This is a genomic window from Nocardiopsis sp. FIRDI 009 (assembly GCF_003386285.1).
GTDB lineage: Bacteria > Actinomycetota > Actinomycetes > Streptosporangiales > Streptosporangiaceae > Nocardiopsis.
Map to the genome: position 1 here is coordinate 14,287 of NZ_QPNC01000017.1, position 26,417 is coordinate 40,703.

Here is a 26,417-nt window from a genome sequence, read left to right on the forward strand (position 1 = left end):
CACCCTCCTCCGCCCCTGCTGGCGCGCCCCCGCGGCCCGGGAGGGTGATCTCCCCCACCCGGGGACGAGGGCGCGAACCCACCCTCGACACCGCCTTTGTGGAGGGCCTACAAACGACCTCAAGGTAAGTTCGTGTGCCTCCCCCTCTGACTGGTGATCCTCTACAGGGCAAGGTTGATGCTGTGCTTGTAATCGTTGCTCCCGGCCAAGGTGCCCAGGTCCCCGGTTTCCTCTCCCCGTGGCTGGAACTGCCCGGTGTCCCCGAACAGTTCGCCGCGTGGTCCGAGGTGACCGGTCTCGACCTGGTCCGCTACGGCACCGAGGCTGACGCGGACGAGATCCGCGACACGGCCGTGGCCCAGCCCCTGCTGGTCAGCGCCGGGCTGGCCGCCGCCTCCGCCATCTTGGGCACGCTGTCCGCCCCCGGCGCCGGGTTGCCCGCCGACCGCACCCTCGTGGACGCCGTCGCCGGTCACAGCGTCGGTGAGTTCACCGCCGCGGCGGTGACCGGAGTCCTGTCCCCCGGCGACGCCCTCGCCCTGGTCGCCGAGCGCGGCCGGGGGATGGCCGACGCCGCCGCCCGCACCGAGACCGGCATGACCGCCGTCCTCGGCGGGGTGCGCGAGGAGGTGCTCAAGGCCATCGCGGACTCCGGTCTCACCCCCGCCAACGACAACGGGTCCGGGCAGATCGTGGCCGCCGGGACGACCGAGCAGCTCGCCGCGTTCGCGGAGAACCCGCCCGCCCGCGCCCGGCTGCGCTCCCTCTCGGTCGCCGGGGCGTTCCACACCGAGCACATGGCCCCGGCCGTGGAGCGCGTCCGGGCCGCCGCGGCCTCCCTGTCCCCGCAGGACCCCTCGACCCGACTGTTGTCCAACGCCGACGGCGCCGTCGTCGGGAGCGGGTCGGAGTACCTGGACCGCCTGGTCTCGCAGATCTCCTCCCCGGTCCGCTGGGACGCCTGCACCCAGACCCTCGCCGACCTGGGCGTGACCGCCCTGATCGAACTGACCCCCGCCGGGACCCTCACCGGGCTGGCCAAGCGGGCCCTGCGCGGCATCGACCTGCTCGCGGTGAAGACGCCGGACGACATCGACCGCGCCACCGCGCTCATCAAGGAGCACGCCGGCGTCAGCGCCCCGACCGGCGCCGACCAGGAAGGCTGACCATGTTCAAGACCCCGAACGCTCTCGCGGGCGCGGCCATCGTCGCTTTCGGCGAGTATCAGCCCTCCCGGGTCGTGACCAACGCCGACCTGGAGGCCCGTGTCGACACCAACGACGAGTGGATCCAGAGCCGGGTCGGCATCAGGGAGCGCCGTGTCGCCGGTCCCGAGGACACCGTGGAGAGCATGGGCGTGGCCGCCGGCGGCAAGGCCCTGGCCGCCAGCGGACTGTCCCCCGAGGACATCGACCTCGTGATCGTCGCCACGTGCACCGTGACCGACCAGATCCCCAACGCCGCCGCGACCGTCGCCGCCCGTCTGGGCATCACCGCCCCCGGCGCCTTCGACGTCAACGCCGCCTGCGCGGGCTTCTGCTACGCGCTGGGCGTCGCCTCGGACTCGGTGCGCGCCGGCAGCGCGCGCAACGTCCTGGTGATCGGCTCCGAGAAGCTCAGTGACTGGGTGGACTGGGACGACCGTTCCACGTGTGTGATCTTCGCCGACGGCGCCGGGGCGGCCGTGGTCTCCGCGACCGAGGAGCACGGCATCGGCCCCGTGGTCTGGGGTTCCGACGGCGGCCGTGCCGACAAGATCTACCTGCGCGACCACAAGTATCTTTACCAGGAGGGCCAGGCGGTGTTCCGCTGGACCACCACCGAGCTGTACAAGGTCGCGCTGGAGGCCCTGGAGCGGGCCGGGGTGGAGCCCGGTGAGCTGACGGCGTTCGTGCCGCACCAGGCCAACCTGCGGATCGTGGAGGCCATCGCACGGAGGCTGGGCGCGCCCCAGGCACTCGTGGCCCGCGATATCGTCACCGCTGGCAACACCTCCTCCGCGTCCATTCCCCTCGCGCTCTCGCGCATGGTCGGACGCGGAGAACTGCCCTCGGGGAGCACCGTGCTCACCCTGGGCTTCGGGGCGGGACTGGTCTACGCCGCTCAGGTGATCCGCATCCCCTGACCCCGTCCCTCGGCCCGCGGTCACACCCCACGAGCCGACCCCGTAACGCGGGGGGCACCCCCGCGACAGAAGCGTCAACCAAGGAGACACACGACATGGCTCACAGCGAGCAGGAGATCCTGACCGGCCTCGGCGAGATCATCGAGGAGATCGTCGGGACCGAGCCCTCCGAGGTCACCCCGGAGAAGAGCTTCGTCGACGACCTGGACATCGACTCGCTGTCCATGGTGGAGATCGCCGTCGCCGCCCAGGACAAGTTCGGCGTCGAGATCCCCGACGACCAGCTCAAGGACCTCAAGACGGTCCAGGACGTCATCACCTTCATCCAGAAGTAGCGTCCCCGGGTCGCCGGTGCCCCGCGCCCCGGCGACCCGAACCGCGTGCCGCGGCGGCCAGCCGCCGCCCGGCCCCGTCCAGACATCCGCCAACGCCTCCCGGCACCCCGCGGCCGGGTACGATCCACGAGAAGGGCGATCGGATCATGTCCAAGACCGATGTCGTCGTCACCGGCCTCGGTGCCACCACCCCCCTCGGGGGTGACGTCGCGACCACATGGTCCGCGCTCCTCGACGGCCGGTCCGGTGTCACCATGCTCGACCCCGACTGGCACGAGACGCTCCCGGTGCACTTCGCCGGGCGTATCGCTCAGGAGCCCTCCGAGAAGCTCCCCCGCCCGAGGCTGCGCAGGCTCGACCGCACCCAGCAGTTCGCCCTGATCGCCGCCGAGGAGGCGTGGGCCGACGCGGGCAGCCCCGAGGTCGACCCCCTCCGTCTCGGTGTCGTCGTCTCCAGCGGTATCGGTGGCATCCTCACCATCCTGGAGCAGTACGACACCTTCCGTGAGAAGGGCTGGAAGCGGGTCTCCCCGTTCACCGTGCCCATGCTCATGCCCAACAGCCCCGCCGCCGCGGTCTCCCTGGAGTACGGCGCCCGCGCCGGTGCGCACGCCCCGGTCAGCGCCTGCGCGTCCAGTGCCGAGGCCATCGCCAACGCCGTCGACATGATCCGTGACGGCCGCGCCGACGTCGTGATCGCCGGTGGCACCGAGGCCGCGCTCCACCCGCTCAACATCGCCTCGTTCGCGTCCATGCGCGCCCTGTCCACCCGCAACGACGACCCGCAGGGCGCCTCCCGCCCGTGGTGCACCACCCGTGACGGGTTCGTGATGGGCGAGGGCGCCGGGATCATCGTCCTGGAGTCGGCGGAGCACGCCGCCAGGCGCGGTGCCCGCGTGTACGCCCACGCCTCCGGGGTGGGCTACACCGCCGACTCCTACGACATCGTCCAGCCCGACCCCGAGGGCACGGGCCAGGCGCGGGCGATCGAGCTGGCCCTGGCCGACGGCGACCTCGCGCCGGGCGACATCGTGCACGTCAACGCGCACGCCACGTCCACGCCCGCCGGGGACGTCGGCGAGACCCGCGCGATCCGCGCGGCGCTGGGCGAGTCCGCCGCCGACCGGGTCGCCGTGTCCTCGACCAAGTCGATGACCGGCCACCTCCTGGGCGGTGCGGGCGCCGTGGAGTCGATCGCCACGATCCTGGCGCTGCACGACGGCCGTATCCCGCCGACGATCAACATCGAGCAGCTCGACCCGGACGTCGTCGTGGACATCGTCCGCGACAAGCCCCGGGACATGCCCGCCGGTGACGTGGCGGCCATCAACGAGTCCTTCGGCTTCGGCGGCCACAACGTCGCCCTGGCCTTCCGCCGCGCCTGACCCGGCCTCCCGCGGGCGCCGCGACGGCGCCCGTCACCGCCGCCCGGCCCGAAACCGCCTCCGGTGAACCGGACGCGGTTTCGGGCTGTTTCGGTGCGATGTGACGGTCCGTGTCTGGATCGGTCTTCGCACAGGTGAAGGTCTGCTGAACAGGAGCGCACAGACCTTTTTCCCGGGTTCGGGACCCGCCACCATGAGAATGTGTCTGTCCACTCGCCCCAGCGGCTCGCAGAGATCCCCCGTACCGACAAGAGCGCTCCGGCGCCCCGACGTTCCTCCGGTGCCGTGACCTACCGACCCGTCGTGGACCTGGACTCCAGCGCCGTCGTGGCCGTCGAGGTCGTCACGTCCCTTCCGCCCACCGGCCGGGACAGCATGGCCGAGGTGACCCCCCGTGAGCAGATGATGGTCGCCGAGTGGCTGTTGACGCTGGTCAGGGAGGCCGCGAGCACGGAGAGCCTGCTCCCGCTCGTCCTGCCCCTGCCCGCGCGCACGCTGACCGCGGGAGACGAGTTCGTCTCGCTGGTCGACAGCCGACTGCGCCAGGCGGGTCGACGGCCGCGCGACATCACCTTCCTGCTCACCGCCGACCTGGCCGACCTGCCCCGCCAGACCGTCACCTCCGGGGTGGCCCGGCTGCGGACGGCCGGGTTCCGCTGCGGTTTCGGTACCGCGTTGGTCCGCCCGGACCTGATCCTGGAGACCACGCCGTTCCTCATCCGTCTCGACCCCACGATCGTGTCGGGGATCTCCTCCGACCAGCGCAGGACCACCGTCGTCGAGGGCCTGGCCCGGCTCGGCCGGGGCAGCGGCGTCTACGCGATGGCCTCGGGCGTGTCGAGCGCCGACGACGTCGTCCGACTGCGCCGCTGCGGCCTGCGGGTGGGAACGGGAACGTTCTTCGCCGACGACGACTGGCGGCCCGGCGACCGCGTCACGCAGGTGCCCGAACCGGTCACCACCGACCAGGACGCGAGCGACGCCGGCCCGCAGATCACCGAGTTCATGCTGCCGCCGGTGGGCTTCGACGCCGACTCCACGGCCGGGGAGATCCTGGACGCGTTCACCAAGGACCCCGCGCTCAACAGCGTCATCCTCATCGACCACCGCGACCGTCCGCTGGGCGTGATCGACCGCACCCGGTTCCTGCTGTCGGTGACCGGCCGGTACGGGCACGCGCTGCACGCCAAACGGCCCTCGATGCGGCTGGCCGAGTCACCGCGGACCGTGCCCGCGTGGATGTCGGCGCTCGCCGCGCTGCGGGTGGCCGGTCAGGACAACAGCCGCGTCTACGAGGACCTGATCGCGACCAACTCCTACGGGCAGGTCGTCGGCGTGGTCCACGTGTCCGACCTCATCCAGTCGCTGTCGCGTAGCTGACCGGCCCCGGCCGGACCCCCGCTAGTGGCTGGGGGTGGGTCCCTTGGTGCCCGAGGGACTGCTGGTCGGCGTGCCCCCGTCGGTCGGATCGAACCGGCCGGGCTCCATCCCCCGTGCGATGTCCCGCGCCATCCGCTCCCGCGTCGCCTCGTCGTGGAGGTAGTCCAGCGTGGGGCGCTTGGGCAGGCGGCCGTCCCCCGAGGAGCGGCCCAGGGCGCGGCGGCGCAGCCACGGCACCAGGTACTGACGGGCCCACCGGCGGTTCTCCCGACGGCGCAGGATACGCGGCAGCTGCCGGGGCGGGGTGCTCCAGGGATCGGTCCACGACTCCCGGGGACCCATGGGGAACCCGAGCAGGTCGGCGACCCGGGCGGCGACGATCTGGTGGCCGGTGCCGTTGAGGTGGAGCCGGTCGTCGCTCCAGGCACGGGAGTCGGTGAGCGCGTTGAGCGCCCACAGGTCGACGATCTCGGTCCCCGTGCGTTCGGCGACGGCGCGCATGTGCATGCTGAACACCGCGATGCGGCCGCGGTAGTAGCGCAGGACGGGGATCCATCCGGTGTCGTGGCCGGACAGGATCACGACGCGGATCCCGGCGTCGCCCAGTCGGCGGACGCCCTCCTCGAACTGCTCGGCGAGCTGGTCGAGGTCGCCGCCGGGCCGCAGGACGTCGTTGCCGCCCGCCAGGACGGTGACCAGATCCGGCTTCCACTCCAGGGTCTGGTCGAGCTGCTCGCCGAAGATGTGCCGCATCCGGCGACCGCGCACGGCCAGATTCGCGTAGCGGAAGTCGGGCGTGTACGAGCCGAGGTGCTCCGCGAGGCGGTCGGCGAAGCCGCGGTACTCACCGCCGGGGCCGCTGTCGTCCTCCATCCCCTCGGTGATGCTGTCGCCGATCGCGACGTAGGACCGGATGACGTCCGGTCTGGTGGCTCGCGCGGCCGCTGGGGGATTCGTCTCTACGTCTGTCACGTCAACCAATCGTCCGGCTCGACCGTCCCACGCTCGCGAGGCGCCGAGGGCGCGTGGGAACGGAAGTCTGGCAGGGGCCGCGATGCCGCCGCCCCGATCCGAACACCGTCGACCCAGGTCGGCCGCTGGGCGGCCACCCGACCGAAGGGCGTTCGGACGAGGACAGTGCCCGTCCAGCATACCCGCGCCCCGTCTCGGCGCGCGGGTACGGGAAGGGTTCGGGGCGCGCCGGACACACCCGCCGCGGCGTGCGAACACGTGTCGGGTCCCCCGCCCCGGCAAGGCCGTTCGCACCATCAGCACCATATGGGGTAGATCACATACACAGCGGGTGCTTCGTCTCCGATGGCCCTTGTCACCGTCGCCGCACGAGCAGATCACAGTCACATCAACCGAGCCCGGGACGCCTCGGGGGTACCCATGTGGCTCCCGGCCACGTACGATCTTGCGACAAGTACTCACGGCGCCCCTGTCCCCCGGCACGCCGTGCCCACTCACGGCACAACCGACCGGTACCCGCCGGTCCGGCCCCCACTGGGTGAAGGGCGCGTACTGTGGTGCATCGAACCGAAGGCCCGTGCGGTTCCTCCCCAATTCACGTGCAGTCACCAGGAGGTCGAGGTCCCCAGCGGATGAACGCCGTCTCCCCGATCTGCCTCGTCGACCTCGCCCCCGCCCTGCGGTGGTCGCGTTCGCCGGACGTGGCACCCCTGCTCCACCACGACCGGCTCATCGACGGCTGGTGGCACTCGTTGCCGGTGGCCCGGGTGCTGGACATCGCCGGCCCGCCCTGGCTCGCCCACAGCATCGCCCGGCTGGCCACCGAGCAGTGGAGCCACGTCCCGCTCGGCGAGTTTCTGCCCAGTCTGCGCACCCAGAGAGTGGACTGCTCCGACCTGGCCGAACCGGTGCGCGGTGCGGTCACCGCCACGGTCGGCGACTGGGACCACCTCATCTCCGCCACCCCCCAGGAGATCCGTGAGTGGCCGGTCCCCGGGTGCGGCGTCCTCGACATCGTCAGCACGGTCGCCTGGCGGGCCCTCCAGCCCTGCTGCGAACTGCCCGGCGGCCCCACCCCCTCCCCCGCGCTGATGCTGGAGGCCGTCCGCACCGTCTCCCACTGGCTGCCGGACTCGGCCCCCGAACACGTACGCAACGCGTTGGAGTACCTCACCGCCGCCACCGGCGTGGCCGACGGGTCGGAGGTCTCCGAGGGTGCCGGACTCGACCCGGCACCTCCGCAGACCCCGGCGACCCGCGCCATCCGCACCCTCAGGGCGCTGCGCGCCCAACGCGCCGAGGAACAGCCAGGGAGCGGCGAGGCCGGGACCGCCGCGGTCGGCCGCGGCACCGCGCCCACCGGCATGGTCAGCTCCGCCGCGATGATCCCCGGCGGCGCCCGGGGCGCCGAGGCCGCGGCCACCGAACCCGTGGTCGCGGAGGGGGTCGGGGACCTGCGGTCGCAGTTCCGCAGTTCCCTGCTGGGTCCCGGCCGTACCCTGCGCCGCCCCTCCTTCGGTCCGCCCAAGGCGATGCGCTCCGAACCCGCGGAGGAGCCCCCCGCCCCCGCCCTCGGCGAGCACCCGCTGGTGGACCTGGTCGACGGCATGTTCCGCTCCTGGCCCGACCTGGAACGCACGGTGGCCGCCGAGCGGCTCTTCGCCACCGACCCCATCAGCATCCGGGTGCTCTCGGAGCAGATCGCGGTGGACGTCACGGAGATCCGCGCGGCCCAGCGCAGGGTCGAGGAACGCCTGCTGCGGTGGCTCAACTCGTCCGAGGGCGCACCGATCACCAAACACCTGCGTGAGCTGTCCGAGCAGCTGGGGTCGGCGACCACCATCGATCGGCTGATCAACGCCCACCCCGACCACCCGGTGAACGTGCCCACGCTGCACACACCCCTGTGGCGGGTGGTCATCACCCTGTTCACCGACCGGCGGATGCACAACGGCTGGCTGATCGCCGACGACCCCAGCCGGCTGCGCTGGCAGACCCGCGAGCTGCTGGGCGACGGACCGAGCCTGACCGAGGCGGGGATCCGCCTGGGACGGATCGGCATCCGCCAGCAGGAACTGCGGGCCTGGCTGCTGAGCACACCGGGGGTGAGCCTCAAGGACGGGTACGTGTACGTCGACCCGTCGGTGCCGATGGAGGCGCCCGCCAACCCGACCGGCGTCCCGGGCGCCTCGGGGGCACGGACCGAGAACGGGCTGCCGATCCGGCGCCGCCCCGACGGCCCCGCGCACGAGGAGGCCCCGGCCGCCCCCGCCCCGGACCTGCCCCCGTACAGGCCGACGCACGACCGCCCCCCGGTGGCCGCGACCCCCGATCCCGCGCCCTCCGGTCCGGTCCCGACCGTCCCCCCTCCCGCGGCGGGCGACCACGCGGCCTCGGGCGACCCCGCCATGGCCGCACGCTGCTTCCGCGCCCCGGACGGGCGCTGGTGGCACCGGGTCGACATCACGGCCGACCACCTCAACGGCGCGCCCGTGGCCGTCCCGGCGGCCTACGCGACGCACCTGGGCCTCCAGCCGGGGCGGCTGCTGTGCCTGACCGCCCCCGGTGCGGACCTGCTCGTGTTGGTGTGGCGCGACCAGCCCGCGTTCGACTCGCTGCGGCCGCTGCTGCGCCGCCAGGCCGCCCAGCCGGGCGACCGGGTGTTCATCACCGTCTCCGGGGACCGGCTCGACGCGCGCAAGCTCCCGGCCGCCGACCTGAGCGGTTTCGCCCCCGCCGCGCGGGCCCTGCACCTGAGCGGCTACACGGCGCACGCCTCCACCGAGGACTCGCTGCGGATCCTGGCCCGCCGGATCAGCGACGACGACGCCTCCCTGGCGGACCCGCAGTCGCTCATCGACCGGTTGGAGCAGCGCGGGGACGCCGACATCGCCGGGGAACTGCGCTCCGGGCTCTTCGCCGCCCGCTGACCGTCCGCCGCGCGTGCGGCCGGTGGGCCGTCGTGAGCAGCCCGGCGGGGCACCCGACCGCAGACGTCCGGTGGGGTGCCCCGCACCGGCGCCGACCCGAAGATCGCTCCCGCCTTCGCCGCCCTGACGGACGCACCCGCCACGGCTCCGCCCGCGTCGACCGGGACTCCGGACCGCGACAGGTCGTGGGGGGCGGTGTCGCCCGCGTGTCCTTCCCGGGACCGCGGCACCGTCACGCCGTCGCTCGCCGGTTCGGCGGTCGGCGCCGAGGACGCGGCGTGCTTCCCGGCCGTTTCCTCGTGCCCTGAGCCGCGGGCGAGGGCGCCGCCCCGGAGTGAGCGCGCGTCCTCCGTCGACCGAGCGGCCTCGGATCCCGGGGTCGTCCGCGGCGCCCCTGCGGACGGGGTGTCGCGGCGACCGGCAGGACCCACGCGTGCCCCGGGACCCTCATGTGTTCGCGGCATCCGGGCTGGCCCAGGAAACGGAAAATCATGTAGGTTAGCCTTACCTAAGAGAGTTGAGGTGATCCTCGTGCGTGCACCCCACCGCGCCCTGGAGCCGTCCCCCGCCGAACGGGCGCGTTCGGTCCTGGCCCGGCCCAACCCCGCGACCGTGACGACCTCCGAACTGACGCTGGACCTGACCGCCCCCGTCTGCCACACCGGCCCCGGAGACGAGATCACGCTGCTGGTCCCCGACGACCATCCGATCCTGGACGAGGTCGGCGCGGACTCGCTGGAGGCGACCGTCGAGTTCGTCGACACCGCCCCGCTGGACCTGCGCGACCCCACGCGCTCGCTGCTGTGGATCAGCGGCGCCCTGAGCGTCCCGGAGCCCGACGAGGCGCGCGAGCGCGCGCTGGACGTGCTGACCAGGGACCCGGACGAGCGCCTCCTGGACCTGGGCCACGGACACGCCCTGGTCGTCCTGGTCCCGTATCTGGTGGTGTACTCCGCACAGGACGGCTGCCACCTGCTGCACCCCGGCGAGCTCGGCCGCGCCCACGCCGACCCGTTCGGCCGATGGGAGGGTCCGTGGCTGCGCCACCTGGAACGGGACCACCCCGACGTGCTGCACGCCCTGCTGGACCGCTGCGGCGTCCCGCTGCCGGCCGGCCGCCCCCGCCCGCTGGGCGTGGACCGCTTCGGACTGCTGCTGCGGTTGGAGTCCGCCGACGGCGACCACGACGTACGCATCCCGTTCCGCCGACCGGCGCGGACCCCGCACGACGTCGCCCACGAGGTCCATCTCCTGGCCGGGATCGACCACCGCCACTGAGGCGGCCCGGCGCAACCGGACACGCCGGGGCGCCGCTCGCTCAGCCCAGCACCCCGGCGAGCAGCCGCACCCCCTCGTCGATCTCCTGCGCGCCCGCCGTCGCCGCGAAGCTCAGCCGCAGGTGCGGGCCGGTCGGTTCGGCCGGGAAGTAGGCGCGTCCCGGAGCCACGGCCACCCCCGCCCGCAGCGCCTCCGTGACGGCCCCCGCCTCGTCCGTCCCCTCCGGCAGGGACAGCCACAGGTGGTAACCGCCCAAGCGGGAGACCGGCTGCTCCAGCCCCGGAAGCTCCCTCAGCAGGGCGGCGCTCATCGCGGTGCGGCGTTCGGTCAGGCCCGCCGCGAGCGCACGCAGGTGACGGCGCCAGGCGGGGGAACCGACCAGTTCCAGCGTCGCCTCCTGGAGGGGACGCGGCACGAAGAAGCTGTCGACCACCTGGATGGCGCGCAGACGGCCCAGCACCGGCCCACGGGCGGCCAGGGCGCCCACCCGCAGACTCGGCGAGACGGCCTTGGTCAGCGAACAGACGTGGACGACGGTGCCGTGTTCGTCATCGGCCGCCAGCGGCGGCGGCAGGGGCCCGGAGTCGGCGTGGGCCAGGCGCCGGGCGAAGTCGTCCTCGACGACGAAGGCGCCCGCCTCCCGCGCGATGCGCAGGACCTGCGACCTGCGTTCGGACGCGAGCACGGCCCCGGTGGGGTTCTGGAAGAGCGGCTGGCAGACCAGCACGCGCGCCCCGGTGGCGCGGAAGGCCCCCTCCAGCAGTTCGGTGCGCAGCCCGTCGGCGTCCACGGGCACGGGCACCGGGCGCATCCCGGAGGCGCGCGCCACGGCGAGGAGCCCCGGATAGGTGGGCGACTCCACCAGGACGGATCCGCCGGGCGGCGCGAGGGCGCGCAGCGCGGTGGTGAGCGCGCTCTGCCCTCCCGCCGTGATCAGCACGTGCGAGGCGTCCAGCGGTCCGGCGGGGCCGGTGATCTCGCGGGCGAACCACCCGCGCAGCTCCTCGATCCCCTCGACCGGCGGCTGCCCCCACGCACCCGGGCGGCGCGCGGCGCCCGCCAGGACGGAGGCCAGCGCCCGGTCGGGGCGCAGGGAGGGGTGCGGGTACCCGCCGTGGAAGGAGATCGCCCCCGGAGGCGGCGCGGAGAGCGTCGCCAGGACCCCGGTGTCGTCGACCGTACGGGGCACGGAGGCGCCGCTCTCCGCGCTGAGCGCGACCTCCTGCCACGAGGTGTCCCCTCCCCGGCGGACCGGGTCCGGGCGTCGCGCCCGGAAGGCTCCGGCGCCGGGGCGGGTGACGAGCAGCCCCTCGGCCGCGAGCCGGGCGACGGCGCGCGAGACGGTTCCGGGGCCCACGCCGTACCGCTCCATCAGGGCGCGGCTGGACGGCAGTTTCTCCCCGGTCTGGTAGCGCTCGAAGTCACGACGCAGCGATGCGGCGAGCGCCTCGACACTGCTACTCTCATTCATGAGAATACAGAATAGCGCTATCGCCACGAAACCGGTAGCGGTGCGCACCGGAACCTCGCTGGCCGCCCTGGGCGTACTGACGTTTTCCTTCACCTTTCCCGCCACAGTCTGGGCGATGGACGGTTTCGGCCCGTGGAGCGTGACGGCCCTTCGTGGCGCCCTGGCCGGGTTGGTGGCCGTCGTGGTGCTGCGCGTCGCCCGGGTACCGCTACCCGACCGCCGACAGTGGGCGCCGATCGCGATCGTGGCCCTGGGGTGCGCGGTACTCTTCCCTCTTCTGACCACGCTCGCCCTCCAGACCACCTCCACGGGGAACGCGGCGGTCATCGTCGGCGCCCTGCCCCTCGCCACCGCCGCCTACGCGACCGTACGCACGGGAGCGCGCCACTCCCCCGTGTTCTGGGGGGCCGCGGGGGTCGGGACCGCCGCGGTCGTCGTGTTCACGTTCCTGCGCAGCGGGGGCGTCCCCGGGGTCGGGGACCTGCTCGTGCTCGGCGCGCTCGTGGGCGGCGCCGCCGGCTACGCCGAGGGCGGACGGCTCGCCGCCGGGATCCCCGGCTGGCAGGTCATCTCCTGGGCGCTGGTGTTCTCACTGCCGATCGCCGTTCCCGCGTCGGCGCTCGCCCTGGCACTGGAGCCCGCACATCCCACGCCGACGGCGCTGACCGCCCTGCTCTTCCTCGCGACCGTGAGCCAGCTCGGCGGCTTCGTGCTCTGGTACGGCGGGATGGCGCGCATCGGGGTGGCCAGGGCCAGCCAGCTCCAGCTCGCCCAGCCCCTGCTCACCCTGGTGTGGGCGGCGCTGCTGATGGGTGAGCGGATCACCCCCGCCGCCCCGCTCACCGCCGCGGCGGTCCTGACCTGCATCCTGGTCACCCAGCGCGCACGGTAGGCGCGGGGGACGAAAGAAAGAGAAGCGGGCCGGAACCCCGAGGGATTCCGGCCCGCCCGTCGTCCACCACCGGCCGGGAACCGCTGCGCGGGAGCGGCGGCTCCCCCTCAACGGACACCTGCGGCGCGGTGTCTCACACGGAACGTCCCGGGACGTCCCTCAGACGTTGAAGCCCAGCATGCGCAGCTGGTCCCGGCCGTCGTCGGTGATCTTGTCCGGACCCCACGGCGGCATCCAGACCCAGTTGATGCGGACCTCGCGCTCGAACTCGTCCAGGGCGCTGGTGGCCTGGTCCTCGATCACGTCGGTCAGCGGGCAGGCCGCGCTGGTCAGGGTCATGTCCAGGGTGATGACGTCGTCGTCGGCGTTCACCCCGTACAGCAGACCGAGGTCCACGACGTTGACGCCCAGCTCGGGGTCGATCACGTCCTTGAGCGCCTCGCTGATCTCCTCGACCAGCTGCTCGGCCTCCGGGGACAGGGGGGCGGCCGACTCGGCGGCCCCGTCGGTCCCGGCCTTCGCCGTCTCGTTCTCGCTCATCGGGCGCCTTCCTTCTCCAGGGACTTCGCCACAGCGTCCTTCCAGGCCATCCACCCCAGCAGGGCACACTTGACCCGCGCGGGGTACTTCGACACGCCGGCGAACGCCACCGCGTCCTCCAGCACGTCCTCGTCGGGCTCACCCTGGCCCTTGGACTGCATCAGCTCCGTGAAGGCCTCCAGGGTACGCATACCCTCGGCGACCGTACGCCCGATCAGCAGGTCGGTCAGCACCGAGGTGCTGGCCTGGCTGATCGAGCAGCCCATTCCCTCGTAGGAGACGTCCTCGACGATCGCCTCCTCGTCGAGGGCCGCCCGGTCCGCCGGGGCCAGCGCCACCCGGAGCGTCACCTCGTCCCCGCACGTGGGGTTGATGTGGTGCGCCTCCGCGTTGTGCGGGTCCCGCAACCCCTTGTGGTGGGGGTTGCGGTAGTGGTCCAGGATGATCTCCTGGTACATCGCGTCCAACTGCATGGTCAGGCTGTTCCTCGCTCGCTTCAGGGCCGGGTTCCGAAGAACCGCTGCGCGTCCTGGATCGCCGACACGAGCGCGTCCACGTCCTCCAGGGTGTTGTAGAGGTAGAACGACGCGCGCGTGGTCGCGGGGATGCCGAGCTTGCGGTGCAGCGGCCAGGCGCAGTGGTGGCCCACCCGCACCTCCACACCCCGGTCGTCCAGGACCTGGCCCAGGTCGTGGGGGTGAATGCCGTCCACGACGAACGACACCGCGCCCCCGCGGTCCACGGCCTCGGTGGGGCCGACGATCCGCACGCCCTCGACGGCGCCCACCCGCTCCAGCGCGTACGCCGTGAGCCGGTGCTCGTGCTCGGCCACCCGATCCATGCCCACCTCGCTGAGGTAGTCACAGGCCGCGGCCAGACCGACCGCCTGCGGCGCCATGGGCACCCCGGCCTCGAACCGCTGCGGCGGCTCGGCCCAGGTGGAGTACTCCATGTGCACCACGCCGATCATGGAGCCGCCGGTGATGAACGGCGGCATGGCCTCCAACAGCTCCCTCCGGGCCCACAGGACGCCGATCCCGTTGGGGCCGAGCATCTTGTGCCCGGAGAAGGCCAGGAAGTCCACGTCCAGCTCGGCGACGTCCACCGGCATGTGCGGGACCGACTGGCAGGCGTCCAGCAGCACCAGCGCGCCGACCTCGCGGGCGCGGGCGACGATGGGCGCCACCGGGTTGACCGTCCCCAGCACGTTGGACTGGTGGGTGAAGGCCACCAGGCGGGTGCGCTCGTTGACCAGGTCGTCCAGATCGGACAGGTCGAGGCGCCCCTCCCCGGTGACCGGGAACCACCGCAGCGTCGCGCCGGTGCGCTGACACAGCTGCTGCCAGGGCACCAGGTTGGCGTGGTGCTCCATCTCGGTGACGACGATCTCGTCCCCGGGCCCCACCTGGAATCGGCGGAGCCCGTCGTCGGCCGTGGCGGCGTTGCTCATCGCGTAGGCGACGAGGTTGATCGCCTCGGTGGCGTTCTTGGTGAACACCACCTCGCCGGCGGACGCGCCGATGAACCGGGCGATGGTCTCCCGGGCGGCCTCGTAGGCGTCGGTCGCCTCCTCCGCGAGCTGGTGGGCGCCGCGGTGCACGGCCGCGTTGTGGCGCTCGTAGAACTCGCGTTCGGCGTCCAGTACCCGTCTCGGCTTCTGGGAGGTCGCCCCTGAGTCGAGGTACACCATGGGGCGCTCGTCGCGGACGGTCCGGGAGAGGATCTCGAAGTCCTTCCGGATCGCCTGGGTGTCGAGCGGGCCCGTCTCGGGCCGACCGAACTCGCGGAGGGTCACGGTTACGCGCCCGCCTTCACGAACCGCTCGTAGCCCTCGGCCTCGAGCGTGTCGGCCAGCTCCGGACCACCGGACTCGGCGACGCGGCCGTTGGCGAAGACGTGGACGAAGTCCGGCTTCACGTAGTTGAGGATGCGGGTGTAGTGCGTGATGAGCATGACGCCCATCTCGCCGCCGGCCTTGGCGCGGTTGACGCCCTCGGACACGACCTTGAGCGCGTCGACGTCGAGGCCGGAGTCGGTCTCGTCGAGGATGGCGACCTTCGGCTTGAGCAGCTCCAGCTGGAGGATCTCGTGACGCTTCTTCTCACCGCCGGAGAAGCCCTCGTTGACGCCGCGGGCGGCGAAGGTCGGGTCGATGGCCAGGTCCTTCATCGCGCCCTGGAGCTCCTTGGAGAACTGGCGGAGCTTGGGGGCCTCGCCGCGCACCGCGGTGACGGAGCTGCGCAGGAAGTTGGACATGGACACGCCCGGGACCTCGACCGGGTACTGCATGGCCAGGAACACACCGGCGCGGGCGCGCTCGTCGACGCTCATCTCCAGGATGTTCTCGCCGTCGACGAGGACCTCGCCCTCGGTGATCTCGTAGCGGGGGTGACCCGCGATCGCGTAGGCGAGGGTGGACTTGCCCGAGCCGTTGGGGCCCATGATGGCGTGCGTCTCACCGGAGTTGATCGTCAGGTCAACGCCCTTGAGGATCTCCTGCCGCTCGTCCTCTCCGATCAGGACGTCGGCGCGCAGACCGCGGATTTCGAACTTCGTCATATCAAGCCTCAGGAATTCTTCTCATCCAGCGACACGAACACGTCGTCGCCGTCGATCTTCACGTCGTAGGTGGGAACCGGCTGGGTGGCGGGCGGGTTGATCGGCGCCCCCGAGCGCAGGTCGAAGCAGGAACCGTGCAGCCAGCACTCGATGGCGCCGTCCTCGACCTCGCCCTCCGACAGGCGGACCTCGGCGTGCGAGCACACGTCCCGCACCGCGAAGACCTCACCCTCGGAACGGACCAGCGCCAGGGGGGTCTGGTCGTCGAACTCGATCCCCAGGGCCCCCTCATCGGGGATCTCGGAGAGCTCGGCGACCTTCACCCACTGCCTGGTCTCACTCATGGACCGCCAGCTTCCGCTCGACCTTGGCCATGATCTCGTCGCGCAGCTCCTCGACCGGGATCCGGTTGATGAGCTCCAGGAAGTAGCCGCGGATGACCAGGCGGCGTGCCTCGTCCTCCGGGATACCGCGCGAGCGCAGGTAGAACAGGTGGATGTCGTCGAGGCGGCCGCTGGCGGCGGCGTGCCCGGCGCCCTCCACCTCACCGGTGAAGATCTCCAGGTTGGGCACCGAGTCCACGCGGGTGTCGTCGGTGAGCTGGAGGTTGCGGTTGTGCTCGTAGGAGTCCGTGCCGGTGGTGCCCTCGCCGATGATCACGTCACCGATCCAGACACCGTGCGCGTCCTTGCCGCTGAGCGCGCCCTTGTACTCCACACGGGAGCGGGTGTAGGAGAGGTTGTGGTCGATCAGCGAGCGGTGCTCGTGGTGCTGGCCGTCGCCGGTGAAGTACAGGCCGTGCAGCTCGGCGTTGCCGCCGCGCCCGGTGTAGGCCACCTTCGGGGAGAGCCGGACCAGGTCACCGCCGAGCGTGACGACGATCGACTTGAACGTGGCGTCCTTGGCGACCTGGGCGTTGTGCTGCGTGACGTCGACCGCGTCGCCGTCCCAGTCCTGGAGGCTGACCAGCGTGAGGCGGGCGCCCTCGCCGACGTGGATGTCCACGCTGCCCGCGCGCACACCGGTACCGGTCTGGTTGAGGACGACGACCGCCTCGGCCAGCGGCTTGACGTCGATGACGTACTGGTTGAAGCGGGTCCCGCCCTGGGCCTCGCGGTTGATGGTCACGTGCCGCTCCAGGGCCCTGCCCTGGGCGACGGTGACGACCGTGGCCTCCTCGAAGGAGGTGTGGGCCTGGGCGACCACGCGGTCCGCGGGGCGGCCGGCCTTGCCGATGCGGGGGTCGTCACGGCCGACGCGCTCGACCGTGACGCCCTCGGGGGCGTCGACGTCGAGCTTGTCGGCGCCGTCGGCGACGGCGCTGCCGTCGTGCAGGCCCCTGAGGCGGCGGATCGGGGTGAAGCGCCACTCCTCCTCGCGGCCGCTGGGGACGGGGAAGTCGTTCACGTCGAAGGACCCGTGGGTGGCCAACTTGGAGAACGGGATGTCCCCGAGACCGTGACTGTGGGCCTTGGGTTCGATGCTCGGGCTGGTCAACTTAACCAACCGCTCCTTCCATCTGAAGCTCGATCAGCCGGTTCAGTTCCAGCGCGTACTCCATGGGCAGCTCGCGCGCGATGGGCTCGACGAACCCGCGCACGATCATGGCCATGGCCTCGTCCTCGTCCAACCCCCGGCTCATGAGGTAGAACAGCTGGTCCTCGCTGACCTTGGAGACGGTCGCCTCGTGCGCGAGCTCGGCGTCGTCCTCGCGCAGATCGTTGTAGGGGTAGGTGTCCGAGCGGCTGATGGTGTCGATCAGCAGCGCGTCGCACTTGACGGAGGACTTGGCGTGGTCGGCGCCCTCCTGTACCTGCACCAGGCCCCGGTAGGAGGCGCGGCCCCCGCCGCGTGCCACCGACTTGGAGATGATGGTGGAGGAGGTGTTGGGCGCGCAGTGCACCATCTTGGAACCGGTGTCCTGGTGCTGCCCCTCACCGGCGAAGGCGATCGACAGGGTCTCGCCCTTGGCGTGCTCGCCCATGAGGTAGACGGCCGGGTACTTCATGGTGACCTGGGAGCCGATGTTGCCGTCGATCCACTCCATGGTGGCGCCCTCTTCGGCGACGGCGCGCTTGGTGACCAGGTTGAAGACGTTGTTCGACCAGTTCTGGATGGTCGTGTAGCGGCAGCGCGCGTTCTTCTTGACGATGATCTCCACGACCGCGGAGTGCAGCGAGTCCGACTTGTAGATCGGCGCGGTGCAGCCCTCGACGTAGTGGACGTAGGCGCCCTCGTCGACGATGATCAGCGTCCGCTCGAACTGGCCCATGTTCTCGGTGTTGATCCGGAAGTAGGCCTGGAGCGGGATCTCCACGTGCACGTTCTTGGGCACGTAGATGAAGGACCCGCCGCTCCACACGGCGGTGTTGAGCGCGGCGAACTTGTTGTCGCCGGGCGGGATCACCGAGCCGAAGTACTCCTCGAAGATCTCCGGGTGCTCCCTGAGGGCGGTGTCGGTGTCCAGGAAGATGACACCCTGCTCCTCCAGGTCCTCACGGATCTGGTGGTAGACGACCTCGGACTCGTACTGCGCGGCGACGCCGGCGACGAGGCGCTGCTTCTCGGCCTCGGGGATGCCCAGCTTGTCGTAGGTGTTCTTGATGTCCTCGGGCAGGTCCTCCCAGGAGGCCGCCTGCTTCTCCGTGGACCGCACGAAGTACTTGATCTTGTCGAAGTCGATCCCGGACAGGTCCGCGCCCCAGTTGGGCATGGGCTTCTTGTCGAAGAGACGCAGGGACTTGAGGCGGAGCTTGGTCATCCACTCCGGCTCGTCCTTCTTGGCGGAGATGTCGCGAACGACCTCTTCGTTGAGACCGCGACGGGCCTTCGACCCGGCCTCGTCGGAGTCGGCCCAGCCGTACTCGTAGTTGCCGAGCCCTTCGAGCTCGGGGTGCGCGATAGACGTCATGCGCGGACTCCTCCTGGACTCAGACGTCCTTGTGGTGTTCCGAGCCGCCCGCCCCCTGGCGGACGGCGCTGGTCGCGGGGATGCCGTCGTCCCCGTACGCCACGTCCCCCCGGGGGGTGACGTGCGTGGTGCACACACCGTCGCCGTGGGCGATGGTGGCCAGCCGGCGCACCGGGGTGCCCAGAAGCCGCGAGAAGGCCTCGACCTCGGCCTCGCAGAGCTGCGGGAACTCGGCGGCGACGTGGGCGACGGGGCAGTGGTGCTGGCACAGTTGGTCGCCGCCCCCGGGTGCGGGCGCCCGGCCCGCGGTGGCGGCGTAACCGTCGTTGGACAGGGCCTCGGCCAGGAGCCGGACGCGTTGTTCGGGAGGAACCGCGTCGAGCTGCGGCTTGTAGCGCCTCTCCAGGTCGGCGACCTGACGCCGGGCGAACTCGCCGACGGCCTCGGGGCCGGCGGTCTCCGCCAGGAAGCGGAGCGCACTGGAGGCGAGGTCGTCGTAGGCGTGCACGAAGGCGTCCCGCCCGGCCTCGGTGATGGCGAAGACGCGTGCCGGGCGACCCCTGCGCCGACGTCCGCCGACGGGTCGTGCGTCACGGGCCTCGACCATGCCCTCGCTGGTCAGGTTGTCGAGGTGACGGCGGATGGCCGCCGGGGTGAGTCCGAGCCGTTCCCCCAGGGAGGAGGCGGTGATCGGACCCTGTTCGAGGATGAGCCGCGCCACCCGCGCGCGGGTGCCGTTCTCGCCCCCGCGGTCGGGACCGGACATCGGGCGGGGCAGACTGGACGCGTTGGGCACAGCGTTCCCCTCCCTTCTCCGGACGCCGCTCGTGTTTTAGACAACATCAGTGTGGCCTAAATAAGTCCGCGTAGGCAAACCCGCATTCATGCCCTTCGTCACGAAGGTCAGCCTTGCCTAACAGCGAATTCACGCGGCCGCCGTCGGCGCGTCACGACGCCGACCGGCGCCGCAGCACCCCCGCTTCCCACATCGTGAGACACCGAGCCGCGATGTGGACACCCTGGAGATCCGTCCCGCCGCGGCGCGCGGACCCGCCGTGCCGGGCCGGTGACCCACCCCGCCGGGCCGCACGTAGACTCATGGCCCATGGACACAGCCGCGGTCGAGGTCGTCGACCTGGTCAAGCGCTACGGCACCACCACCGCAGTCACCGACCTCACGTTCACCGCGCGCAGGGGCGCGGTCACGGCGCTGCTCGGCCCCAACGGCGCGGGCAAGACGAGCACCATCGAGATCTGCGAGGGGTTCCGCCGCGCCGACGGCGGGCGGGTGCGCGTACTGGGCATGGACCCGGTCGCCGACGCCGCCGCCCTCAAGCCCCGGGTCGGCGTGATGCCCCAGGCGGGGGGCGTTCCCACCGGCGCCCGCGCGGGCGAGTGGCTGCGGCTGATGGCCTCCTTCCACGCCCGGCCGATCGACCCCGGCCTCCTCCTGGAGCGCCTCGGGCTGACCTCGGCCGCCGCCACCCCGTTCCGCCGCCTCTCCGGAGGCCAGCAGCAGCGCCTCTCCCTGGCCTGCGCCGTGGTCGGCCGCCCCGAACTGGTCTTCCTCGACGAGCCGACCGCCGGGCTCGACCCGCAGGCGCGTATGGCCACCTGGGACCTCGTGGTCTCCCTGCGGACGGCCGGGGTCGCGGTGATCCTCACCACCCACCACATGGACGAGGCCGAGCGGTTGGCCGACCACGTGATCGTCGTCGACCGGGGCCGCGTGGTCGCCGAGGGAAGCCCCCGCGAACTGACCGGCGACCGGCGCGAGGTGCGTTTCCGCGCGGCCCGTCCGCTGGACGCCGAGGCGCTGCGGGCCGCCCTGCCCGAGGGCAGCCGGGTCGGTTCGGCGACCGCCGTGGGCGGCGGTCAGGAGTACGTGGTCACCACCGACGACCCGGACGCCCTGGGTCCGGAGTTCCTGGCCACGGTCACCGCCTGGTGCGCCTCGGCCGGGATCCTCGCCGAGGACCTGCGGGTTCGGCGGCGTACCCTCGAAGACGTCTTCCTCGAACTCACCGGCCGGGAACTGCGCGACTGATGACCGAGCACACCTCCAGCACCCCCACGGCCGACCCCGTCGGCCGCTCCGCCGACAGCGACGCCGACCTGTTCCGTCCCGATCCGGGGGCCGCCCCGGCCTGGCGGATGGTCGCCGCCCAGGCGGGGATGGAACTGCGGATCATGCTGCGCCACGGCGAGCAGTTCCTGCTGACCATGGTCATCCCGGTGCTGCTGCTCGTGGGGTTCAGCCTCACCTCCGTCCTGGACGTGGGCGGGGGGGAGCGCGTCGACGCGCTCACGCCCGGTGTGCTGGCGCTGGCGGTCATGTCGACGTCGTTCACCGGCCTGGCCATCGGAACGGGCTTCGAGCGGCGCTACGGGGTGCTCAAACGGCTGGGCGCGACCCCGCTGTCACGCTTCGGGCTGCTGGCCGCCAAGACCCTGGCCGTGCTCGGCGTGCAGGCGATCCAGGTCACGGTGTTGTGCGCGGTGGGCCTGCTGCTGGGCTGGTCGCCGTCGCTGGACCCGGTCGGCGCGGTGGCGGTGCTGGTCCTGCTGCTGCTGGCCACGGCCGCGTTCAGCTCGCTGGCGCTGCTGATGGCGGGCACCCTGCGCGCGGAGGCCACGCTGGCCGGGGCCAACCTGGTCTACGTGCTCATGCTGGGGCTGGGCGGCGTGCTCTTCCCGACCAGCAGCTTCCCCGGGCCGGTGGAGCAGGCGGTCTCGGTCCTGCCGATCACCGCCCTCACCTCCGGACTGCGGGCGGTGCTGGTCGGCGGCTCCCCGCCCGACGCCGCCGCCTTCACGGTGCTGGCCGTGTGGAGCGCGGTGGGCGCCCTGCTGGCGAGCCGCCTGTTCCGCTGGGAGTGAGGGGTTCACCCGAGGGGGAGCAGCCGCCACTGCTGATGGGCGTGGCCCCCGTCGGCGGCCTGGGTGACCAGCGTGCCGTTGTCCGGCGCCCCGCCCTGGCCCTCCAGGGCCTGCCCGGTCGCGCGGTTGACGATGCGGACCACCCCGGCCCCCACCTCGACCAGGGACCACTGCTGGTTGGGCTGCCCCGTCCGGGTGAGCAGGGACGCTCCGGGACCCGCGTCTGGCCCGGTGGGGATCTCCAGGAGCTTGTTGGCTCCGATCGCCTCGATCTCGTAGAACCCGCCCTCCACGGGAACGAAACGCCACTGCTGGTTGTCGCCGTCGTGACGGTCCCACAGGTGTACGGGGGCCCCGTTGCCGGTGGCCGCCTGGGCCACGTCCATGACACGGCCGCCGTGGACGTTCTGCAGCACGTAGACGGTCTCGGGGTCCAGGCCCGCCGGGTGGGTGGGTTCGGCGGAGGGCTCCTCGCTCGGTTCGGCGGAGGGCTCGGCCTCCGGGGCGCCCGGGGGCTCGACGAGGATGCCGGAGGCCACGGTCATCTCCGGTTCCTCCGTCGGCTCCCCTCCGGTGAACAGGAGACCGCCGGTGTATCCGGCGATGACGACGACCAGGACGAACGCCGCCGCGCCGACCGTGATCGGCCAGCGGGGGAGGTGTCGTTCGGGCGGGGTGTCGGTTCGAGGGGACATACGTGGGTGCTCCAAGGCGGCGGGTGGACGGGCCGTCTCGGCGACGACCCCGGACTATTTCACACCACATGCACCGGTTCACGCATGTTGGCCGTTCGGCGCACCCCTCGCGCGGTTCCCGATAGTGTCGGCCGCTATGGAGGTCATCGGAGTTCCCTGGTTCGTCGCCGTCCGCCACCTCGGGCCGCCCCTGTTCCTGCTCGTCGCGGGCGGAGCCCTCCTGCTGTGGCGGCGCCCGCCGCGGCGCGGCCTGGCCTGGGCCGCGCTGGCGACCAACCTGGCCGCGGCGGCGCTGCCGTACCTGTGGATCGGCGCGCAGACCCTCGCCGACCAGGCCGAGCGGACGGTGTACGGGCTGGTCATGACGCTCCTCCAGCCGGGCCTGGTGGTCGTGGCCTGGTCACTGCTGCTCGTCGCCCTGGCCGCGCCGGAACGCGGCCCGGGGGGCGGCGGGCCCGGGGACGGGAAGGGGTCGACCGTCGACCGGCGGGACCCCGAAAACATAGGATGACCGACCATGAGTTCCTCGTCGGGCCGTACGGGCCTCTCCCCACGTTCCGCGATGGCGTCCGTGCCGCCGGTCTGGTTGGTCCTGGTCAGCATCTCCTCCGTGCAGATCGGTGCGGGGGTGGCCAAGAACCTGTTCGAGGCGCTTCCCCCCGCGGCCGTGGTCTGGCTGCGGCTGCTCACCTCGGCGGTCCTCCTCGTCCTCGTGGCGCGGCCCGCCCTGCGCGGACGCGGCCGCACCGACTGGACGGTGGTCGTCGGCTACGGCGTGGCCCTGGCGATGATGAACTTCTTCATCTACCAGGCCTTCGCCCGGATCCCGCTGGGGATCGCGGTGACCATCGAGTACCTGGGGCCGCTGACCATCGCGATCCTCGGCTCCCGCCGCCGCATCGACCTGCTGTGGGCGGCGCTGGCCGGGCTGGGCGTGGTCGCGCTCGGCCTGGAGTCGGGGTCCATGGACCCGTGGGGCATCGTGTTCGCCGTGCTGGCCGCCACGGCGTGGGCGGGCTACATCCTGCTGAGCGCGGCGACGGGCCAGCGGTTCAGCGGCGCGTCGGGACTGGCGATCGCCAGTGTCGTCGGCGTCGTGCTCCTGGCGCCCGTGGGCGTGGCCCAGGGAGGCGCGGCCCTGCTGGACTGGCGCCTGCTCCTGTTCGGCCTGGCCGTCGGCGTCCTGTCGTCCGTGGTGCCCTACTCGCTGGAGCTCACCGCCCTGCGCAGGATGCCACCGCGCGTGTTCGGCGTCCTGATGAGCCTGCAACCGGCCGCCGCCGCGCTGGTGGGTCTCGTACTGCTGGGCGAGCTGCTCACCGTGTGGCAGTGGCTCGCGGTCGTCTGCGTCATCGTGGCCAGCGCCGGGGCGACCCGTACCTCGGCCCGGCGGGACGGGGGCGAACGGGAGGTCGACCCCTCCCCCACACCACCGCGCCGGAACGAGTGAGACCCGCCACGCGACACCTCGGGAGCACCGTCGGGGCCGGACGGCCCCGAACCTCGAACCGACCCGGGTGAGGGCCGTCGACGCAGGTCGCGTCCCTCGGCGGGGGCGGGCGTCGGAAGCCGGGGCCATGTACTACGCTCTGTCGTATGCTTGCGCTCCCGGCCACCGCGACCACGGCCCCGCCACCGCTCCCCACGCTCGCGACGGAGGCCATCGAGATCCTCGGCGCCCCACTGTGGGCCTGGCAGATCGCCTTCGCCGTCACCGGGGTCCTGGTGCTCGTCCTGCTGGCCCGCACCATCTGGACACCGACCCCGCGGTCGCTGCGCGCCTGGGCGCTGGGCAACGTCGTGGTCAACGCCGGGATCGCCGTCACCGGCGCCACCGTGCGCGTCACCTCCTCCGGGCTCGGCTGCTCGGAGTGGCCGCGGTGCACGCCCGACAGCTTCGTGCCGGTCGAGACCGAGCACGCGGCACTCAACGCGGCGATCGAGTTCGGCAACCGCACGCTCACGTTCCTCGTACTCGCGGTCGGCCTCATCACCCTGCTGGCCGTCCTGCGGTCCCGGCCCCGCCGCCGTGACCTGACCCGGTTGGCCGTGATCATCCCGTTCGGCGTACTCGGTCAGGGGGTCGTCGGCGGCATCACCGTCTGGACCGACCTGCACCCGGCCTCGGTCGCCACGCACTTCCTGCTGTCCATGGCGGTGACCTTCCTGGCCGTGGCACTGTACGTGCGCTGCCAGGAACCCGAGGGGACCCCCCGGGTGTCGGTCGGCCCGATGCTGCACGCGCTGAGCGTCGCCCTGGTGGTGATCGGGTTCCTGCTGCTGGTCGCCGGGACCGTCGTCACCGGCACCGGCCCGCACGGCGGCGACGCCCAGGCCCCGCGCTGGGACCTGGTCCTGAGCGCGGTCACCCGGGTGCACTCCGCCCTGGCCTGGCTGACCCTGGCCGCCGCGGTCCTGGCCGCCGTCGTCGCGGTCCGCGACGGTGCGCGGCGTCCGGTCAGGATCAGCGCCGTCACCCTGGTCGTGGTGGTGTTCCTCCAGGGGATCCTGGGCTACACGCAGTACGCGCTCGCCCTGCCCGAGGGCCTGGTGGTGCTGCACGTCCTCGGTTCGACCCTGACCTGGATCGCGATCTGCCGCCTGTACTTCTCCACCACGCGGCTCGTCCCGGCCGGCGAGGGGCTCACCGGCCCGGACGCTGACCGTGACGGGGAACGTAGTCCTGTTGAGCCCGCGCCTGGGCGATGACGTGCGCGAAGTCCGACCTGCGGAGGAAACCGGAGTCCGTCGGGTTCTCCGCCCAGCCGGGGGCCACCGGCTGGGGCAGCCGCCCCAGGAAGGTGTCGCGCGCCACGTGCATGAGCGCCAGGAACGAGTCCCTGCGGAGCTTCCAGTCGTCGCGTGACAGGCCGGCGTCCAGTTTCTTGTGCAGGAGCGCGAGCTCGGTCGCGGCCAGTTGGTACTCCTTCATCGCCGCGCGCCCGCGTCGGCCCGCGTTGCGCGCCGCCCACTCGCGGGCCTGACGCCGCCCGCCCATGCTGCTGAGCATGGTGATGTCGGCCGGCGTCACCAACCCGGTGGGGACGTACCGGGGCAGGTGGTGGGCGATGGCGCTGATCTGGGCGTGCCGGTCGCGCACCGCCGTGGCCAGGAGGCAGAGCAGCACGAAGAAGAGCACGAGGTAGGCGGCGCCGAGTCCCAGCCAGCCGTAGCGGGTGGAGGCGTTCCACATACCGTGCAGGACGACCGCCAGCCCCCACCCGGCGACGGGCGCGAACAGGCGGACCAGGCCCGTGTTCATGGCCGCGTAGGCGACGCCGACACCGATCATCGCGGTGTAGATGGGGTGCCCGAAGGGGGCGACGAGCCCGCGGATGGCGAAGGTGGCCACGAGGGTGTCGTCGAAGAACGCGCTGAGGAAGTACAGGACGTTCTCGGTGAAGGCGAAGCCGGTGGCGACCATCGCGCCGTAGATCACGCCGTCGGTGAAGGTGTCGATCTCGTGGCGGCGGCGCCACAGGAGGATGAGCAGCACGGCGCCCTTGGCGCTCTCCTCGACCACGGGCGCCACCACCGAGGTGGCGAGGTAGTCGCCCAGGTCCCGACCGTACAGCGGGACGGTGAGGTTGTTCATGCCCCAGGTGTTGAGCAGGAGCGACACCACCACGGCGACGCCCGCGCCCCAGACGAAGGCGAAGAACATCACCCATCCGGGTTCGGGCTCGAACCGGTCCAGCATGAGGATGAGGGGCACCAGGACGGTGACCGGGATGACCGCGGCGACCAGGCTGACGACGAAGCCCACCGCGCCGTCGATGCCGGCGGCCGCGCCGCCCGCCATGGCCAGCAGCCACAGGTACACGAGCATGCCGATCAGGCACACCACACTGACCGTGATGCCCACGATGAGGGTGAGCGAGTGGCGGGAGCGTCGGCCCTGGAGGATGGCCTTGCTGTCGAGACGGGGCATGGGCACCGATCGTATCCGGATCCGGGGCCGGGCGCGTCGTCGTCCACAGACGTCGTCGCCGCTCTCCCGCGGGGCCGCGAAATGCGGGAAGATCGTGGTGTTCCGACTCCTCCCCTCGCAGAACCGTCCGTCC

Annotated in this window: 25 protein-coding genes; 13 read left to right on the forward strand and 12 right to left on the reverse strand. The window is 72.2% G+C overall.

The window, feature by feature from the left end; all coding sequences use genetic code 11:
- Positions 1 to 182: 182 nt before the first annotated feature.
- The 5 genes from DVR05_RS14770 (at position 183) to DVR05_RS14790 (ending at position 5,225) form a co-directional block, all read left to right on the forward strand.
- Positions 183 to 1,166, forward strand: coding sequence for an ACP S-malonyltransferase (locus tag DVR05_RS14770; protein WP_198659195.1), 984 nt, complete (start codon positions 183 to 185; stop codon positions 1,164 to 1,166).
- A 2-nt stretch (positions 1,167 to 1,168) separates the two neighbouring features.
- On the forward strand, positions 1,169 to 2,125 hold the full coding sequence (locus DVR05_RS14775) for a beta-ketoacyl-ACP synthase III (protein WP_116246468.1): 957 nt from the start codon (positions 1,169 to 1,171) through the stop codon (positions 2,123 to 2,125).
- 95 nt (positions 2,126 to 2,220) lie between these two features.
- Positions 2,221 to 2,460, forward strand: a complete 240-nt coding sequence (locus DVR05_RS14780) for an acyl carrier protein (RefSeq protein WP_017598397.1) — start codon at positions 2,221 to 2,223, stop codon at positions 2,458 to 2,460.
- Between the two features lie 146 nt (positions 2,461 to 2,606).
- Positions 2,607 to 3,845, forward strand: a complete 1,239-nt coding sequence (fabF, locus tag DVR05_RS14785; protein ID WP_116246469.1) for a beta-ketoacyl-ACP synthase II — start codon at positions 2,607 to 2,609, stop codon at positions 3,843 to 3,845.
- 285 nt (positions 3,846 to 4,130) lie between these two features.
- Positions 4,131 to 5,225, forward strand: coding sequence for an EAL domain-containing protein (locus DVR05_RS14790; protein WP_369974539.1), 1,095 nt, complete (start codon positions 4,131 to 4,133; stop codon positions 5,223 to 5,225).
- Positions 5,226 to 5,246: 21 nt separating this feature from the next.
- Here DVR05_RS14790 and DVR05_RS14795 read toward each other — a convergent pair whose 3' ends face one another.
- Complete coding sequence (locus DVR05_RS14795; protein ID WP_116246471.1) at positions 5,247 to 6,197, reverse strand: SGNH/GDSL hydrolase family protein; 951 nt, start codon at positions 6,195 to 6,197, stop codon at positions 5,247 to 5,249.
- A gap of 632 nt (positions 6,198 to 6,829) precedes the next feature.
- Here DVR05_RS14795 and DVR05_RS14800 point away from each other — a divergent pair.
- The gene (locus DVR05_RS14800; protein WP_116246472.1) at positions 6,830 to 9,127 is read left to right on the forward strand and encodes a hypothetical protein; all 2,298 of its coding nucleotides are present in this window, start codon (positions 6,830 to 6,832) and stop codon (positions 9,125 to 9,127) included.
- A gap of 531 nt (positions 9,128 to 9,658) precedes the next feature.
- On the forward strand, positions 9,659 to 10,405 hold the full coding sequence (locus tag DVR05_RS14805) for a DUF2470 domain-containing protein (protein ID WP_369974540.1): 747 nt from the start codon (positions 9,659 to 9,661) through the stop codon (positions 10,403 to 10,405).
- Between the two features lie 40 nt (positions 10,406 to 10,445).
- Here DVR05_RS14805 and DVR05_RS14810 read toward each other — a convergent pair whose 3' ends face one another.
- Positions 10,446 to 11,876 (reverse strand): PLP-dependent aminotransferase family protein, encoded by a 1,431-nt coding sequence (locus DVR05_RS14810; RefSeq protein WP_116246473.1) that lies wholly within the window; start codon positions 11,874 to 11,876, stop codon positions 10,446 to 10,448.
- Positions 11,877 to 11,916: 40 nt separating this feature from the next.
- Between DVR05_RS14810 and DVR05_RS14815 the strand changes: the two genes are divergently transcribed.
- Entirely contained in the window at positions 11,917 to 12,768 is an 852-nt protein-coding gene (locus DVR05_RS14815) for a DMT family transporter (protein WP_369974541.1), read from the forward strand.
- A gap of 159 nt (positions 12,769 to 12,927) precedes the next feature.
- Here DVR05_RS14815 and DVR05_RS14820 read toward each other — a convergent pair whose 3' ends face one another.
- The 8 genes from DVR05_RS14820 to DVR05_RS14855 are packed head-to-tail and all read right to left on the reverse strand — an operon-like array spanning position 12,928 to position 19,574.
- Entirely contained in the window at positions 12,928 to 13,308 is a 381-nt protein-coding gene (locus DVR05_RS14820) for a metal-sulfur cluster assembly factor (protein ID WP_116246475.1), read from the reverse strand.
- The gene (gene sufU / locus DVR05_RS14825; protein ID WP_116246476.1) at positions 13,305 to 13,781 is read right to left on the reverse strand and encodes a Fe-S cluster assembly sulfur transfer protein SufU; all 477 of its coding nucleotides are present in this window, start codon (positions 13,779 to 13,781) and stop codon (positions 13,305 to 13,307) included. The genes DVR05_RS14820 and sufU overlap by 4 nt, the downstream gene beginning before the upstream one ends.
- Positions 13,782 to 13,804: 23 nt before the next feature.
- Entirely contained in the window at positions 13,805 to 15,103 is a 1,299-nt protein-coding gene (locus tag DVR05_RS14830) for a cysteine desulfurase (protein WP_116246477.1), read from the reverse strand.
- Positions 15,104 to 15,105: 2 nt separating this feature from the next.
- On the reverse strand, positions 15,106 to 15,867 hold the full coding sequence (sufC, locus tag DVR05_RS14835; protein ID WP_116246478.1) for a Fe-S cluster assembly ATPase SufC: 762 nt from the start codon (positions 15,865 to 15,867) through the stop codon (positions 15,106 to 15,108).
- Positions 15,868 to 15,875: 8 nt separating this feature from the next.
- Complete coding sequence (locus tag DVR05_RS14840; RefSeq protein WP_116246479.1) at positions 15,876 to 16,211, reverse strand: non-heme iron oxygenase ferredoxin subunit; 336 nt, start codon at positions 16,209 to 16,211, stop codon at positions 15,876 to 15,878.
- Positions 16,204 to 17,364, reverse strand: coding sequence for a Fe-S cluster assembly protein SufD (sufD, locus tag DVR05_RS14845; protein ID WP_116246480.1), 1,161 nt, complete (start codon positions 17,362 to 17,364; stop codon positions 16,204 to 16,206). The genes DVR05_RS14840 and sufD overlap by 8 nt, the downstream gene beginning before the upstream one ends.
- Position 17,365: 1 nt before the next feature.
- The gene (sufB, locus tag DVR05_RS14850) at positions 17,366 to 18,778 is read right to left on the reverse strand and encodes a Fe-S cluster assembly protein SufB (RefSeq protein WP_116246481.1); all 1,413 of its coding nucleotides are present in this window, start codon (positions 18,776 to 18,778) and stop codon (positions 17,366 to 17,368) included.
- Between the two features lie 19 nt (positions 18,779 to 18,797).
- The gene (locus DVR05_RS14855; RefSeq protein WP_116246482.1) at positions 18,798 to 19,574 is read right to left on the reverse strand and encodes a metalloregulator ArsR/SmtB family transcription factor; all 777 of its coding nucleotides are present in this window, start codon (positions 19,572 to 19,574) and stop codon (positions 18,798 to 18,800) included.
- 309 nt (positions 19,575 to 19,883) lie between these two features.
- Here DVR05_RS14855 and DVR05_RS14860 point away from each other — a divergent pair, with 309 nt between their 5' ends.
- Both DVR05_RS14860 and DVR05_RS14865 read left to right on the forward strand, forming a co-directional pair.
- Positions 19,884 to 20,825: an ABC transporter ATP-binding protein gene (locus tag DVR05_RS14860; protein ID WP_116246483.1), complete on the forward strand. Its 942-nt coding sequence runs from the start codon at positions 19,884 to 19,886 to the stop codon at positions 20,823 to 20,825.
- Positions 20,825 to 21,658, forward strand: coding sequence for an ABC transporter permease (locus DVR05_RS14865; RefSeq protein WP_116246484.1), 834 nt, complete (start codon positions 20,825 to 20,827; stop codon positions 21,656 to 21,658). The genes DVR05_RS14860 and DVR05_RS14865 overlap by 1 nt, the downstream gene beginning before the upstream one ends.
- A gap of 5 nt (positions 21,659 to 21,663) precedes the next feature.
- Here DVR05_RS14865 and DVR05_RS14870 read toward each other — a convergent pair whose 3' ends face one another.
- Positions 21,664 to 22,353 (reverse strand): RICIN domain-containing protein, encoded by a 690-nt coding sequence (locus DVR05_RS14870; RefSeq protein ID WP_116246485.1) that lies wholly within the window; start codon positions 22,351 to 22,353, stop codon positions 21,664 to 21,666.
- A 136-nt stretch (positions 22,354 to 22,489) separates the two neighbouring features.
- On the opposite strand from DVR05_RS14870, the gene DVR05_RS14875 reads away from it, so the two are divergent.
- From DVR05_RS14875 to DVR05_RS14885, 3 genes are all read left to right on the forward strand, one after another.
- Complete coding sequence (locus DVR05_RS14875) at positions 22,490 to 22,864, forward strand: hypothetical protein (RefSeq protein ID WP_116246486.1); 375 nt, start codon at positions 22,490 to 22,492, stop codon at positions 22,862 to 22,864.
- Between the two features lie 6 nt (positions 22,865 to 22,870).
- Positions 22,871 to 23,803: a DMT family transporter gene (locus DVR05_RS14880; RefSeq protein ID WP_116246487.1), complete on the forward strand. Its 933-nt coding sequence runs from the start codon at positions 22,871 to 22,873 to the stop codon at positions 23,801 to 23,803.
- A gap of 146 nt (positions 23,804 to 23,949) precedes the next feature.
- Positions 23,950 to 25,062 (forward strand): heme A synthase, encoded by a 1,113-nt coding sequence (locus DVR05_RS14885; protein WP_116246488.1) that lies wholly within the window; start codon positions 23,950 to 23,952, stop codon positions 25,060 to 25,062.
- Here the strand turns inward: DVR05_RS14885 and DVR05_RS14890 are convergent.
- On the reverse strand, positions 24,998 to 26,284 hold the full coding sequence (locus DVR05_RS14890; RefSeq protein WP_116246489.1) for a PrsW family intramembrane metalloprotease: 1,287 nt from the start codon (positions 26,282 to 26,284) through the stop codon (positions 24,998 to 25,000). The genes DVR05_RS14885 and DVR05_RS14890 overlap by 65 nt on opposite strands.
- Positions 26,285 to 26,417: the final 133 nt, after the last annotated feature.